Genomic DNA, 14,466 nt, shown 5'->3' with positions numbered 1-14,466 from the left:
GCTTAAGCCTCAACCCACTTACCATCTTGGTACACCAAAGACCATTTGGTTTGTTTGCCTTCCGCATTTTCAGAACCAATATATTGCGCTTGATTCTTACGGCTAAACTTCACCAAGGTTGGGTTGCCTTCAGGGTCGACATCTGGCGCTTGTAAAATAAATTGATATTTCGGATCAAGCTGCTCAGCTACACTACGGAGTTCCGACACTTTCGGCGCACGTGTTTCACGTACTTTCGGGAACTTACTTGCCGCTAAGAATAAGCCTGCAGCACCATCACGAAGTACAAAGAAGTCATCATGTTTGGTTGAACGTAGATGTTCCATTTTGATTGGGTCGACACGTGGAGGCGCTGGTTGGCCACTTTTCAATACTTTGCGGGTGTTATCACAGCTATTGCAGGCAAAGTAAGGACCAAAACGGCCCGTTTTGAGCTGCATTTCGCCATCACACTTATCACATGGAATGGTTGGGCCATCGTAGCCTTTAATTTTGAACTCACCTTCTTCGAGTTCAAAACCAACACAATCTGGGTTATTACCACAGACATGTAACTTACGACCACCATCAATCACATAGCTATCCATGGCTGTTTCACAGATTGGACAACGCTTTTTCGACATCAAGTCAGCCGTTTCCGCAGCATCATCATCAGACAGTGCTGCTAAAGATTCGACAGGTGTTAAGTTCAATGTGCCCTTACAACGCTCTTTAGGAGGTAAGTTATAACCCGAACAACCTAAGAATACGCCTGTTGTACCTGTACGAATCTGCATTGGACGGTCACATTCTTTACAGTGTACTGCATCTACTTCTACAGGCTGATTACGGCGCATGCCATTTTCACCTTGTGCTGTAGTCAAACGTGTTTTGAAATCCCCATAGAAACTATTGAGCAGCTCTTTCCAATTACGATCACCATCCGCGACTTTATCCAACTGACCTTCTAAATCGGCGGTAAAGGCATAGTTCATCAAGTTATTGAAGTTTTCATCGAGACGGTCTGTCACGATTTCACCCATTTTCTCGGCAAACAAACGACGGTTATCAAGTTTTACATAACCACGGTCTTGAATGGTTGAGATAATCGCTGCATAGGTCGATGGACGACCGATGCCTTTTTTCTCAAGTTCTTTAACCAATGACGCTTCGGTAAAGCGTGCAGGTGGTTTTGTGAAATGTTGCGATGGATCTAATTTTTCAAGTTTCAGTACTTCACCCACTTTCACCGCAGGCAAGAGTACATCATCATCCGATTTATTTTGACCACGAACTTTGGTGAAACCATCGAATACCAAGGTACGACCTTTGGCTTTGAGTTCTACACCATTGGCATCTACTAAAATGGTCGATGATAAATATTCCGCTGGTGTCATCTGACATGCCACAAACTGACGCCAAATCAAGTCATACAAGCGCTGTGCATCACGTTCAGCACCTGCCAATTGGTCGCCTTTTAGCGCCACATTTGACGGACGAATCGCTTCATGGGCTTCTTGGGCACCCGCTTTGTTGCCATAACGGTTTGGCTTCGCCGGCAGATATTTTTGACCAAATTCAGACTCAATATGACCACGTACCATATTGACTGCATCATCACTCAAGAAAGTTGAGTCTGTACGCATATAGGTAATGAAACCCGCTTCATACAAGCGCTGTGCCAACATCATGGTTTTCTTCACAGAAAAACCAAGACGGGTACTTGCAGCCTGTTGTAAAGTCGACGTGATGTAAGGCGCACTCGGATTAACCTTAGTTGGCTTATCTTCACGAGTCGTTACCGTATAATCAGCATCTTTAATCAGATTTAGAAGCGCATCTGTTTCAGCTTTATTGTGTAATTTTAAAGTCTTGCCGTTTTGCTTCACCGCTTCAAGACGAATATCATCTTTCTTAGCTTTGGTATCTGCAAAAACTTGCCAAAATTCTTCAGGAATGAAAGCACGAATTTCACGTTCACGCTCAACTACCAGCTTCACCGCAACGGACTGTACACGACCAGCTGAAAGACCACGGGCAATTTTTTCCCACAACAATGGTGAGATCATAAAGCCCACAATACGGTCTAAGAAGCGACGTGCTTGCTGTGCATTGACTTTATCTGTATCGAGGCGAGAAGGATGTTTAAAGGCTTCTTGGATCGCATTTTTAGTGATTTCGTTGAACACCACACGTTGATAACGTGAGTCATCCCCGCCAATCACTTCTTTTAAATGCCATGCAATCGCTTCCCCTTCTCTATCCATATCCGTTGCGAGATAGACTTCATCGACTTGCGATGCCAATTTTTTCAGTTCTGCAACTACATGTTCTTTGCCTGGAAGCACTTCGTATTGAGCTTTCCAGTCGTTTTCAGGGTCGACGCCCATACGGTTGACCAAAGCTTTTTGTGCTTTTTTTGCTTTTTCAGCTTCAGTCAATTTGGTACGCGTCGCTGGTTTTTTCTCTGCTGTTTTTGCAGAGCCACCAGTTGGTAAATCACGGACATGACCCACCGAAGATTTTACGATGTAGTCAGAACCCAAATATTTATTGATTGTTTTCGCTTTAGCAGGCGATTCCACAATCACTAACGCACGCTTTTTCCCAGCATCGGAAGATTTTGCTGTGGTACTTTTAGATGTAGACCGAGGAGCGTTCGCCATAGTTAACCATCATTCCTGTTTAATAGGTATTTTAAAATTTAAAGTTCAGCCAATGAATGTAGAAATGCTTTCATATCATCAAGCTGGGTAGCTCTTAAGTCAGATTCTTCGTTCCAATAGAGTCCTACACAGTTTGCCTGCATATCAATAGCATAAATGCCCTTTAATGTAATGGGTAAGTCTTTAAACTTATCATCACCATAGACAAGTTCAAGTTTGTCATCCACCACCAAAGCTCGCATTAAAGGCAAGCGCGCATCTGGAATAAGCACACTATAATATGCCACCATACTGGCACGATTTTCCGATGCCTTTGGAATCTTGGTCCAATCAGGAGCAGCCACTAGACGCGGATGTAAACTCATTTTTCGAGCTTTTTCACGCATGATGCCTAAAGCTTTTTCTCTTGGATTTACTCGTAGCCCAAAAATTGACCCAAGTACAAAGACTACAATAAAAACGGTAACCCAGATTCCAGTATTTTCCATAGCACAACCTTTATATTCCTTTATTAGAGTTGCATAAGCACAATATAAAACGCAAGTTCACTCGATAAAATTAATTCAGGAACATCTCGTGGCTATAAAGCACTTCATGTCCATTCCAATAGATATATCCCTTTTCGATCAATTCTTTAAGTAATAATCGGACATCGGATTGTGGGAACATTTGCTCTAATAAATCACGTAATGCGTAGATATCTTTTGGTTTATCTGATTTTAATTCGTGCAATTTACGAATGACTTCCATCTGCACTGGATCGATTTTGTTAAAGTTTTTAAATAAGCCTTGCTGTGCTGCTTGAATAACTGATGCAGTATCTTCGTTATAAAGTTCGTGACTCTCTAACTGTGCAGAAAATTGTTCTAAATTAGCTATTGGAGCTGTTTGCTTCGGTTCAACCGACGCACTTAAATCCAGTTGTACCCATTGCTTCAGTACTTTTTTACGAATGGAGATTTGCTCATCAAAGCATTTCACAATTTTTAAATTGATCAACATCCCCAATAGATGTTGGGCTTTTTCAGCTGAAATCTGCAAAATGTTGATTAATGAATTTTTTAATTTTTCCAAACTGTTGGGTTTGCCATTCAGTTTATCCAGGCCATCGCAGTACTGTTTAACCAACAATAAATCTGGCTTGTTACGAATCGCTTCGATGTCTGGAATTTTATATTTAACTTTGCCGACATTTTCTACCGGTTGAATTTGAATGAGGCTTGCACTGAGATCAGAGCCATGTAGCAATTGCATTAATAAATCAATTTCTGGCATACCTGAAATCACTTCAATATGTGTTTCAGGCTCAATCAATGCCATCAATTGTCCCACAATCACCGCATATTCAAATTCTTTTTCTGGCGTTTCAGGGATATCAAGTATCACCACCTGACCACTTCCAATCCAGCCTGCAATTTCGGTTAAATCTTCAAGGGCATACTCAAATTTGCCACTACAACTAAATAGATAGAGCGTGCTGTAATGCTCAACAATATTGCGTAATAGGTTTGCCGTTGGTGGGCTATTTTCCAAATCCAGCAGGACAACTTTTTGAGTCATGAGAGTGAATTATCAGTTCTGATCAGCAGATGCGGTGCATTAGACCTGTCAGCGTGCAAAAGGTCAAATAATTTTACAGAACTTATGACAGAACAGACTGAATCTGCCGATAGAATGGAGTTGCACGTAGCGACCACATTTTAATAATGTGGCGGACGATTGGTCATTGGATCAAATGCAGCAATGCCTTCAGATAAATCTGCAGACTCTATACGTTGATAAATCAACTGCATTTGCGCCTTTAAATCTGTAATTTCAGCACTTTGACGGGCAACTTGGTCATTTAGTTGCTCAACTAAATCATCTAAAAATGCAATTCGCACTTGCAAATCTTCAATGGGTGCGGACAATGGCGCTTGATTATCAGTATTTTGTTGTTTAGACACTTCAAGTCCTCATTTGAGATTTTTCAGGAAATATTATGGCCTATATTACTTTAAGGGATGTCCAACTTGCGTTTGGTGGACCTGCCCTACTCGACGGCGCGAATTTTAGTTTAGAACGCGGCGAACGGGTGTGTTTAATTGGCCGTAATGGTGAGGGTAAGTCTACTTTACTTAAACTGATTGAGGGAAGTTTATTACCCGATGGTGGTGAAGTTTCTCTACAAAACGGCATTACCATTTCAATGTTGGCCCAAGATGTACCGATGGATTCGGGTAAGGTTGCTGATATTGTTGCCGATGGTGCTGGTGAAGCTGCAAGCGTCTTACGTGCGTATCATGAAGCAAGTGATGCATGCGTATTAGGCGACATGGAAGCATGCGAACGTATGGGTAACCTACAGCACAAGATGGATATGCTCGATGGTTGGGCACTTGAAACTAAAGTAAATTCAATTTTGAGCAAAATGGGCTTAGACCCAGAAGCAGATTTGGCAGATTTATCGGGTGGTCGTAAACGTCGTGTATTGCTTGCACGTGCACTACTGACTCAACCTGATGTGCTTTTACTCGACGAACCAACTAACCATTTGGATGTTGAAAGTATCGAATGGTTAGAAAAATTCTTGCTGGATCAAAACAATTTAACCTTATTGTTTATTTCGCATGACCGTTCATTTGTCGACAATATTGCAACTCGTATTGTGGAACTCGATCGTGGCGTATTGCGCAGTTATGAAGGCAACTATTCACGCTACCTTGAACTGAAAGCTCAGCAAATGGAAGCTGAAGAAAAGCAAAATGCTTTATTTGATAAAAAGTTAGCAGAAGAAGAAGTTTGGATTCGCCAAGGGATTAAAGCTCGCCGTACCCGTAATGAAGGCCGTGTCCGTGCATTAAAAGCCCTACGCGAAGAATCTCGTGCACGTCGCTCACAACAAGGTAAAGTGAGCATGTCAACGCAAGAAGCTAACCGTTCAGGCAAAGTGGTCTTCGAGATTGAAAATCTACGGGTGAAATTTGGCAACAATGATCCAATCATTAAAGATTTCTCTGCATTGGTACTTCGTGGTGACCGAATTGGTTTGGTCGGCGATAACGGTGTTGGTAAGACCACACTGATCAAAGCCATTTTAGGTGAACAAGAACATGACGGCTTGGTTAAAACAGGTACACAACTTGAAGTCGCTTACTTTGACCAATTACGTAATGCACTCGATTTAGAAAAATCAGTTAAGGATAACGTGTCTGAAGGTTCAGACCATGTCGATGTGAATGGTAGCCGTCGTCATATTTATAGCTACTTACAAGATTTCTTATTCTCTCCTGAACGTGCACGCACACCTGTAAAAGCATTATCGGGTGGTGAACGTAACCGTATTTTGCTGGCTAAATTATTGCTCAAACCATCAAACCTGATTGTGATGGACGAACCAACCAATGACTTGGATATGGTGACGTTGGAACTACTTGAGGAAATGTTAGGGGGTTATAAAGGCACATTATTATTGATCTCGCATGACCGTGCCTTTATGGACAACGTCGTGACTTCAACTTGGGTCTTCGATGGTAAAGGCAACATTGATGAATACATCGGTGGTTATCAAGACTATCTAGAACAGCGTCCAGACCAAACTGCAGTCGATCAAAAAAGTGATGTGAAAAAAGCCTTAGCCAAAGCTGAAGCGGCAGCTGCTGCGGCTGTACCGAAAAAGGTCAAACTGAGCTATAAAGATCAACGTGCACTTGACCAATTACCAACCGAAATTGCGGCATTGGAAAAAGAGCAAGCAGAACTTACTGATAAGTTGGCAGATGGTTCATGGTTTGTGACCGATGCTGATGCTGCTACCAAAGCCTCACAACGTCTTGCGGCTATTGATGACGAAATGCTTGAAAAAATGGAACGCTTAGAAGAACTTGAAAATATGAGTAATGGTTAATTATTTAGTTACTGTCTTATTCTCTTAATGCATTTAAGAAGCCGTATTTCGATACGGCTTTTTTTAAATCTCAGACTTAAAAAACTGAAAACAAAAACGTTTGGAATATTCTTAACCCTACACCTTCAATTCGATTTGGGCTTTGAGTCAAAGCTTGCTATGGTTTGCTCATATCAAATAAGGACTTGTGTATGCAAATTTCAGAGCAGATTGTATTAGTGACCGGTGGCGCTCGTGGACTCGGCTTAGCCATTAGTCAGGCATTAATTGCCGAAGGCGCTCAAGTCGTAGTGAACTATTTTTCAAGTCAAACCGCAGCTCAGCAATTGGCTCTAGATTTTCCACAGCAAGTTTTTGCTTATCAAGCCGATGTCACTGATAAATCACAAGTTGAGCAATTATTCACTGCTGCCAAAGCACATTTCGGTGCGTCAATAACGTCAGTCGTGAATAATGCGCTGATTGATTTTCAATTTAATGGCGATGCCCGCCCGAAAATTGCGGAATTAACAGCACAAAACTTACAACAACAATTCAATGGTGCTGTGGTTGCGGCACTTAATACGACTCAAGCAGCCTTAGAGGATATGCAAAATGCCCACTTTGGACGTATTGTGAATATTGGGACTAACCTCGTGCAAAATCCTGTCGTACCTTACCATGACTATACTGCGGCAAAGGCTGCTCTATTGGCTTTCACACGTACAGCAGCACATGAACTTGGTGAGTATGGCATTAATGTCAATATGTTGTCAGGCGGTCTGTTACAAAGTACGGATGCCAGTAAAGCTACGCCTGATGCTGTATTTGATTTGATTGCAGCTTCAACACCACTACGAACAGTCACGACACCAGACGAGTTTGCTGCAGCGATTATGATATTTTTATCACCTTATTCACGAGCAGTGACAGGACAAAACCTCATTGTCGATGGTGGTTTAGTTAAAGGTTAAAAATGTAAATGCCATGAAGCTGAACTTTCTCTTTCAATTCAGCTTCATGTTAAACTGATTCCTATTTTTTAGCATTTTCATTTTGCCCTATGAGTCAAAAGCCTGAATATCAACCTGGTCAGTTTCAATGGTCATTCTTACTCCCACAGTATTGGGGAATTTGGATTGGCATTGTCTTCCTGATGATTTTGGCAATACTCCCTTGGGCAATTCAACATCGTCTTGGGCATTTTTTAGGTTCTGTTGCTTTTAACAATTTGAAATCACGCCGTAAAACCACCATCCGCAATTTGGAAGTCTGCTTTCCTGAATGGACGCCCGAACAACTCCAAACCAATGCTCGCCAAGTGTTCATTGACCAAATGATCGGAATCTTTGAAACCTTAAATGCATGGTATAGCCCACAGTGGTTTAAAGGCCGTGTCCAAATTGAAGGTCTAGAGCATCTCCAAAATGCGCAAGCTGAGGGCAAAGGTGTCTTGCTACTCGGTACGCATTCAACTTTGCTTGATGCAGGGGGGTATTTATGTGCGCAGTACTTCGACCCAGACGTGGTGTATCGCCCGCAGAATAATCCACTTTTGGACATGTTGATTGTACGCTGCCGAGCAACGATCTATGCCAACCAAATTGACCATGATGATATGCGTGGTCTAATTCGAAATCTTAAAAATGGACATGCCATTTGGTATAGTCCCGACCAAGATTTTGGTTTAAAACAAGGTGTTATGGCTCCTTTTTTTGGTACGCCTGCTGCTACAGTGACGGCACATCGCCGTCTCATGAAAATCTCGAAAGCCGCTGCAATTCCACTGTATTTTTACCGTGAAGGTGATATTTCAAATCCACGCTATCGTGTCCTGATCTCACCTGCTTTAGAGCATTTCCCAAGTGAAGATGAAGTTGCCGATGCGACTCGGGTCAATCAAATTATTGAAAGCCAACTCCGTATTGCTCCGACTCAATATATGTGGTTCCACCGCCGTTTTAAAACTCGCCCACAAGGCTTCGATAAAATTTACTGAGTTCAACTCACCAAATAATTAAAAGAGAAAGACTATGAAAGTGATGCAACTCTTACCTGAACTCAATAGCGGTGGTGTTGAACGTGGGACTCTAGAAATCGCTCGTGCCCTTGTAGCTGCAGGACATGAATCATTGGTCGTATCCAATGGTGGGCGTATGGTTTCGCAGCTTGAAGCAGAAGGTTCTACACACTTAACCTTAGCCGTGCATAAAAAAGCATTATCGAGTTTATGGCAAATTCGCCCGCTACGAAAACTGATCTTGCAACATCAGCCAGATATTGTTCACGTACGGTCTCGTGTACCTGCATGGCTTACTCATTTTGCCCTAAAAGGAATTGCAAAAGATAAACGTCCACATCTTATTTCTACAGTACATGGTTTTTATTCGATTAATCGCTACAGCCAAATTATGACCCAAGCTGAAAAAGTCATCGCTGTATCGGATAGCGTGGTTCAATATATTACGGATCATTATAAAAACTGCCCGCCTGAAGATATTGTTCGAATTTATCGGGGAATTGACCCTGCTGCCTTTCCACATGGCTATCAACCATCAGCACAATGGTTCAACCAAACGCTTAAAGACTTTCCGGAACTAGAAAATAAGCAACTGATTTGCTTGCCAGGCCGTATTACACGTTTAAAAGGTCATGAAACCTTAATTGATTTGATCGAAAAGTTACAAACACAATATCCAAACCTTCATGCCATTGTGGTCGGTGGTGCAGATCCTAAAAAAGAAGCTTATTTGAAAGAGATGCATTCAACCATCCAATCAAAAGGATTGAGTGAGCGCATTACGTTTGTGGGACATCGTTCGGATATCCGTGAATGGTTAGCTTTCAGTGATTTAGTATTGTCATTGTCTAGTCAAGCTGAAACTTTCGGTCGAACTGCGCTTGAAGCACTATCTGTGGGAACACCAGTCATTGGCTGGAACCGAGGTGGTGTCGCTGAAATATTATCGAATGTTTATCCGCAAGGTTTAGTGCCGGTTGATGATGAAACCGCTTTGCTCGAAGCTCTAAAGTTACATTTAGACCTACCTCAACAAGTGGAACCAATCACAATGTTTAGCTTAAAAGATATGTGTGATCAGACGCTGGCTTTATATGAGCAAGTGAATCAATAATCTTATAGCGTTCATCCTGAGCTTTAATTTGAAATAAGACATCTATTATTTTCTGATATTTAAGATGTCTTATTTTTTATCAAGCACTATTACCCCTTCCATACACGATATCGTGCCATGAACCACAGCGTCAGTGGCAACAACAGCACATTGATTATATGTTGCAGACTTTGCCCAATCCGCCAATAACCTTTATCTAAAATATCATGCCGTGCATTGAATAGCTCAACACCAACAGCTAAAAGAATAACGGCCCAAATCGCATAATTCGACTTCAATTGCCGCTGATGACAAAATGCCACAACAAAGAAAATGATCAATCCCAAATAGATTGCTAAAGCATCGCTTGATAAATGTGTGATTCTCTGTAACTGTTGGTGCCATTCAGACAACATATATCCCCCCCTTCTTACATCATTTTTTTGAGTTTGATCTTGTTATTTATTGTGGTCACTGTATTCATAAATCGATCAAAAGAAAAGCAAAATCATGTATCTTAAATGAAGCAAACCCGAGTTCTGCATCCTGCAAAACTCGGGTCTATGAGGTTGTGCTTTCACAAGTATTTTTTGTTGTTTTTTCTTGGCTTTCCTTTCCTGCATCCTATCCGTGATGCGTTCCAACGGCTTAGTCTTCCATAGCGGGATTATCCATTCCCAGTTCCGTCTGCCGATGAATAAAGATTAAGTCAATATGTTTAACCTGACCATTCGTCAGAAGCCGAAACTTTTGTAAGCCATATCGTACACTTTTTTCTTAAAAGCCAAGACCTTTATGGCACTTTGGTTCCATCCTTATAGTCACTCGCGATTTCATCCGTCACAATCTTTTCTTCTCTTTCCGCTTTTTCTATCCCATCTTGAATCGCTTCTTGCGCCTCTTGTTCATCCTCATCAGTCTGCTCAAGCTCTTGTTGAGTTTGCTCAAAAATTCGACCTGTTTGCAACACCACATAAACTGGAAAATGATCCGATCCCATATGTGGTAGACGCTCCATATGCACCAATGCAAAATCAGTACTGTGAAAAACATGATCGAGTGACCAGCGGAGTAATGGATAATCAGCATGAAAAGTATTTACAAAATGACGCCCAACACGTGGATCGAGCAAACCGCTAATACGCTGAAATAAGCGTGTCGTCCTCGACCAAGCCACATCATTTAAATCACCCATCACAATACAACTTTCATCAATATCTTTGATTTGATCGCCAACAATCAGTAATTCCGCATCGCGCAACGTTGAATCTTTGGCTTCAGTCGGACTTGGCGGTTTAGGATGCAAGCAATACAGCTGAACTTGATTACCAGAAGGCAGCGTTACCCGAGTATGTATCGATGGAATTTCATCGCTTAGGATAAATTTAACTTCTGTCTCGGTCAGCTCTAACTTACTGTATAAATGCATGCCATAGAGATTATCTAAGGGCACTGGAACACGGTAAGGATAATCGGCTTCAATGACTGCAAGTTCATTTTGCCAAGTTTGGTCCGTTTCCAGCGTCAACACTAAATCAGGCTGGTGCTTTTTTATTAACTCAATCAATAAATGATATTTGGTATTGGTGGTGAGGACATTTGAAACAATCATGGAAATTTGTTTGCTTTCATCTAACTGTACTTGACTGACTTGCTTAACTTGTTTCTTCCACAACATGGTGTAGGGTAAAACCATCTTCAGCTGGTAAGCCATTGCAGCAATTAGAGCAACGAAAATAATTTCTCGCGGTGTGTCCCACTCTGCTTTCCATACAATCAATAAAATGAAGGCAATTGCTCCCAAGGCTAGAATTTGGAGGCGTGGAAAATCTGCGCCGCGGAACCACCACTCATCACGTGGAATCAACGACCAGAATGTCAACCATATGACCACCACTGACAAAATTTCTACCCAAATCATAGCGCCTCCTTTTATATTCTTTATTTTTTATTGATTCATAAATTTATATCAATTTTCCATGTAACATAAAGTAGATATATTGGACAATATTATTCGTGTTTTGCTTATGTAGCACTTGCAGTTATGCACTTGTTTGGTACACTCGAATCCCTTTTTATTTTTTAACGCACCGAGGCACAATGACATGAAAGTAGGTCTGGTCGGTTGGCGCGGGATGGTTGGTTCCGTCCTTATGCAACGTATGGTTGAAGAGAATGATTTTGCTCACATCGAGCCATTCTATTTCTCTACCAGTAATGCAGGTGGTGAAGCCCCTGCATTTGGTGGTAAAACTGCCCCAGCACTTATGGATGCGACAGACATTAATAGTCTGAAGCAAATGGATGTCATTATTACCTGCCAAGGTGGCGATTACACGACAGAAGTGTTTCCAAAGCTAAAAGCTGAAGCTTGGGATGGCTATTGGATTGATGCTGCGTCTACACTTCGTATGGATGATGAAGCAATCATCGTACTTGACCCTGTAAACATGCATGTCATCAAAGACGGTTTAGTAAAAGGCACTAAAACTTTCGTTGGTGGTAACTGTACAGTTTCGTTGATGTTGATGGGCTTAGGCGGTTTATTCCAAAATAATTTAGTGGAATGGGCAACATCGATGACCTATCAAGCAGCTTCGGGTGCAGGCGCGCAAAATATGCGTGAACTCATCTCAGGCATGGGTTACTTGTATAACAATACAAAAGACTTACTTGATGATCCACGCTCACCTATTTTAGACATCGATTCTAAAATTGCTGAATTACAACGTGGCGAAGGCTTCCCTTCAGCAAACTTTGGTGTGCCTTTAGCAGGCTCGCTCATTCCATACATCGACAAACAGCTTGAAAGCGGTCAGTCGAAAGAAGAATGGAAAGGTCAAGTTGAAACCAACAAGATCTTAGGCAATCAACAAATTGTTCCAATTGACGGCCATTGTGTTCGTATTGGTGCAATGCGTTGCCACTCTCAAGCCTTAACGTTGAAATTGAAAAAAGACGTGCCGCTTGATGAAATTGAAGACATGTTACGTAATGCGAACCAATGGGCAAAAGTTGTTCCAAACACTCGCGAAGCATCTATGACAGATTTAACACCTGTTGCAGTCACTGGCACATTATCTGTACCAGTAGGTCGTTTACGTAAGCTCAACATGGGTAAAGAATACCTTGGTGCGTTTACTGTAGGTGACCAATTACTTTGGGGTGCTGCTGAACCACTTCGTCGCATGTTACGTATTTTAGTGGAATATAAAAATGCTTAAGCATTTTTAAGCCATTGAATAAGAAGCCGATCACAATTGATCGGCTTTTTTATGTAACTATCGTGTAAGTATTTTACAATTCTCTGACAAGTCGCTAATCTATAATTTTCGCCATGCGACATAAATGCTCGAGCTAAAGATTAAGATGACCGTATATAACAAATTAAAGATCGCCATTTTAGCCGTTATTGCATCTCAGAATATTCATGCGATTTCTATTGATCCTGTTCAAGTTCAATCAGCACCTGGGGAGTTGCTGTACGCTGAGATTCATTTCCGCCACTCAGACACTTCTGTGCCACTAAACGCCAGTTTAGCCAGTGCGGAGGACTTGCTCAGCATGGGTACAGGTCATCAACCGCCTGGGCATTTGAACTTTTTCACGCGTCGTGATGGCGCAGGTAATGGTGTGATTACCATCACTTCTTCACGCCCAGTCACTGATGCTGAACTCAATTTTATTGTCAATATTAAAGAAGGTAATGCATCACGCTTACAAAGTATTAAAACCCCATTAAAACGTAGCCCAACCAATAATGCATCTGCTCAAACCCGAGCAAATGAGCGTCCACTGGCCCCTGTGATTATTGTGAATGAAAAAGATATCGCATTAAATCTACCGACCAGTACGCTCTATACAGCAAAACCTGTCATCGCTGCTGAGCAACCGTTGCTGCTCAGCAAAAAAGCACCGCCAAGCCTGATACAAGCTCCTATCACAACACCCGTTGCGATTGAGTCACCAGTACATGTGCAAAATTATGCGATCCCAACACCCAATGCGCCGCATATTCCAGCGCCAACAGCATTAAAAGATTCATCAACGACTCTATCTAGCCAAAATAGCGCTACCGCAAAAATAGTGCCACCTGCACCTGCAAACGAGTCAGCCAGCATTTCACAAGACCCTCTAGCCAAAAAATATGCGGATGAAATAGCACAAAAGCGTGCAACAAAACCCATCGAAAATGCGCCTGTAAAAGCTCAAGCCGCGACACCAACTGCTCAACCCGTTAATACAGGGTCAGCTGCCACACAATATGTCGTGCGAAGCAATGAAAGTTTATGGGGCATTGCATCACGTATTGCCGCTGAGCAAAATCGTCCTGTGGGCGAAGTCATGAAGCAAATTAAAGCCTCAAATGAACATGCGTTTATTCAAGGTGATGTCAATCGTCTGCGTCGTGGCGCTGCACTCAATATTGCTAGTGGAAAATCTCAAAAAGAGCAGACGAAAGTGTCTGCAGCGGAACTGGCAAAAACACCATCTAGCCAGTCAGGCAAAGCAAAATATCGCTTAAACCAAGCAGAAATGAGCTTAGTGGCTGAGAAATCACAAGATTTAGCTCCAGCTTCTGCAAACAATTCATCAGAAAAAAACAAAACTTCGAAAGAGTTGTCATTAAAAGTTATGACATCACGGGAAAAAACCGTTAAATTACAGAGAAACGTAACTCAATTAGAATTGGCACTAAATCAAAAGGATCATAGAATTCAACTATTAAATGCGCGTCTTGCACAACTGCAACAACAGTTGAAAGCACAACAAGCAGATAAAAGAAGCCAATAGCTAATACGTTACAAATGATGATTTTATAGGGATGAGTGCAACCTTTATC

The 14,466-nt window shown here is 41.8% G+C and carries 12 protein-coding genes; 6 read left to right on the top strand and 6 right to left on the bottom strand.

The features are described from left to right. Positions 1-2 precede the first annotated feature (2 nt). From topA to FTT84_RS01185, 4 genes are all read right to left on the bottom strand, one after another. Complete coding sequence (topA, locus tag FTT84_RS01200; protein WP_180079654.1) at positions 3-2,645, bottom strand: type I DNA topoisomerase; 2,643 nt, start codon at positions 2,643-2,645, stop codon at positions 3-5. A gap of 38 nt (positions 2,646-2,683) precedes the next feature. Continuing rightward, a complete protein-coding gene (locus FTT84_RS01195) occupies positions 2,684-3,133 on the bottom strand; it encodes a hypothetical protein (RefSeq protein ID WP_067763805.1) in 450 nt (149 codons plus the stop codon). 70 nt (positions 3,134-3,203) lie between these two features. Beyond that, positions 3,204-4,205, bottom strand: a complete 1,002-nt coding sequence (locus tag FTT84_RS01190) for a hypothetical protein (protein WP_180079652.1) — start codon at positions 4,203-4,205, stop codon at positions 3,204-3,206. A gap of 140 nt (positions 4,206-4,345) precedes the next feature. Then, positions 4,346-4,591: a SlyX family protein gene (locus FTT84_RS01185; RefSeq protein WP_067763811.1), complete on the bottom strand. Its 246-nt coding sequence runs from the start codon at positions 4,589-4,591 to the stop codon at positions 4,346-4,348. 35 nt (positions 4,592-4,626) lie between these two features. On the opposite strand from FTT84_RS01185, the gene FTT84_RS01180 reads away from it, so the two are divergent. The 4 genes from FTT84_RS01180 to FTT84_RS01165 all read left to right on the top strand — a co-directional run bounded on the left by FTT84_RS01180 (position 4,627) and on the right by FTT84_RS01165 (position 9,644). Beyond that, the gene (locus FTT84_RS01180) at positions 4,627-6,531 is read left to right on the top strand and encodes an ATP-binding cassette domain-containing protein (RefSeq protein WP_067763814.1); all 1,905 of its coding nucleotides are present in this window, start codon (positions 4,627-4,629) and stop codon (positions 6,529-6,531) included. A 191-nt stretch (positions 6,532-6,722) separates the two neighbouring features. After that, a complete protein-coding gene (locus FTT84_RS01175; protein WP_180079651.1) occupies positions 6,723-7,484 on the top strand; it encodes a 3-oxoacyl-ACP reductase in 762 nt (253 codons plus the stop codon). Between the two features lie 89 nt (positions 7,485-7,573). Beyond that, positions 7,574-8,509, top strand: coding sequence for an LpxL/LpxP family Kdo(2)-lipid IV(A) lauroyl/palmitoleoyl acyltransferase (gene lpxL, locus FTT84_RS01170; RefSeq protein ID WP_067763820.1), 936 nt, complete (start codon positions 7,574-7,576; stop codon positions 8,507-8,509). A gap of 34 nt (positions 8,510-8,543) precedes the next feature. Further along, positions 8,544-9,644 carry a glycosyltransferase family 4 protein gene (locus tag FTT84_RS01165; protein ID WP_067763823.1) on the top strand — a complete coding sequence of 367 codons (1,101 nt, stop codon included), beginning with the start codon at positions 8,544-8,546 and terminating at the stop codon, positions 9,642-9,644. Between the two features lie 89 nt (positions 9,645-9,733). Here the strand turns inward: FTT84_RS01165 and FTT84_RS01160 are convergent, their stop codons facing one another. Beyond that, the gene (locus FTT84_RS01160; protein ID WP_180079648.1) at positions 9,734-10,039 is read right to left on the bottom strand and encodes a hypothetical protein; all 306 of its coding nucleotides are present in this window, start codon (positions 10,037-10,039) and stop codon (positions 9,734-9,736) included. Positions 10,040-10,416: 377 nt separating this feature from the next. Beyond that, positions 10,417-11,544, bottom strand: a complete 1,128-nt coding sequence (locus FTT84_RS01155; RefSeq protein WP_180079646.1) for an endonuclease/exonuclease/phosphatase family protein — start codon at positions 11,542-11,544, stop codon at positions 10,417-10,419. 184 nt (positions 11,545-11,728) lie between these two features. On the opposite strand from FTT84_RS01155, the gene asd reads away from it, so the two are divergent. Both asd and FTT84_RS01145 read left to right on the top strand, forming a co-directional pair. Further along, a complete protein-coding gene (gene asd, locus FTT84_RS01150; RefSeq protein ID WP_067763834.1) occupies positions 11,729-12,847 on the top strand; it encodes an aspartate-semialdehyde dehydrogenase in 1,119 nt (372 codons plus the stop codon). A gap of 145 nt (positions 12,848-12,992) precedes the next feature. After that, on the top strand, positions 12,993-14,417 hold the full coding sequence (locus FTT84_RS01145; protein ID WP_180079644.1) for a hypothetical protein: 1,425 nt from the start codon (positions 12,993-12,995) through the stop codon (positions 14,415-14,417). Positions 14,418-14,466: the final 49 nt, after the last annotated feature.

The sequence above is a fragment of the Acinetobacter sp. YH01019 genome (genome assembly GCF_013420285.1).
In the GTDB taxonomy this organism is placed as follows: domain Bacteria; phylum Pseudomonadota; class Gammaproteobacteria; order Pseudomonadales; family Moraxellaceae; genus Acinetobacter; species Acinetobacter gandensis.
Note: the sequence above shows the minus strand (reverse complement) of the source record. Positions and strands in the feature narration are given on the sequence as shown.

Excerpts from the sequence above, each read along its gene's own strand:
- topA (WP_180079654.1), bottom strand. The coding sequence starts at position 2,645 with ATGGCGAACGCTCCTCGGTCTACATCTAAAAGTACCACAGCAAAATCT.
- FTT84_RS01195 (WP_067763805.1), bottom strand. The coding sequence starts at position 3,133 with ATGGAAAATACTGGAATCTGGGTTACCGTTTTTATTGTAGTCTTTGTA.
- FTT84_RS01190 (WP_180079652.1), bottom strand. The coding sequence starts at position 4,205 with ATGACTCAAAAAGTTGTCCTGCTGGATTTGGAAAATAGCCCACCAACG.
- FTT84_RS01180 (WP_067763814.1), top strand. The coding sequence starts at position 4,627 with ATGGCCTATATTACTTTAAGGGATGTCCAACTTGCGTTTGGTGGACCT.
- FTT84_RS01175 (WP_180079651.1), top strand. The coding sequence starts at position 6,723 with ATGCAAATTTCAGAGCAGATTGTATTAGTGACCGGTGGCGCTCGTGGA.
- lpxL (WP_067763820.1), top strand. The coding sequence starts at position 7,574 with ATGAGTCAAAAGCCTGAATATCAACCTGGTCAGTTTCAATGGTCATTC.
- FTT84_RS01165 (WP_067763823.1), top strand. The coding sequence starts at position 8,544 with ATGAAAGTGATGCAACTCTTACCTGAACTCAATAGCGGTGGTGTTGAA.
- FTT84_RS01160 (WP_180079648.1), bottom strand. The coding sequence starts at position 10,039 with ATGTTGTCTGAATGGCACCAACAGTTACAGAGAATCACACATTTATCA.
- FTT84_RS01155 (WP_180079646.1), bottom strand. The coding sequence starts at position 11,544 with ATGATTTGGGTAGAAATTTTGTCAGTGGTGGTCATATGGTTGACATTC.
- asd (WP_067763834.1), top strand. The coding sequence starts at position 11,729 with ATGAAAGTAGGTCTGGTCGGTTGGCGCGGGATGGTTGGTTCCGTCCTT.
- FTT84_RS01145 (WP_180079644.1), top strand. The coding sequence starts at position 12,993 with ATGACCGTATATAACAAATTAAAGATCGCCATTTTAGCCGTTATTGCA.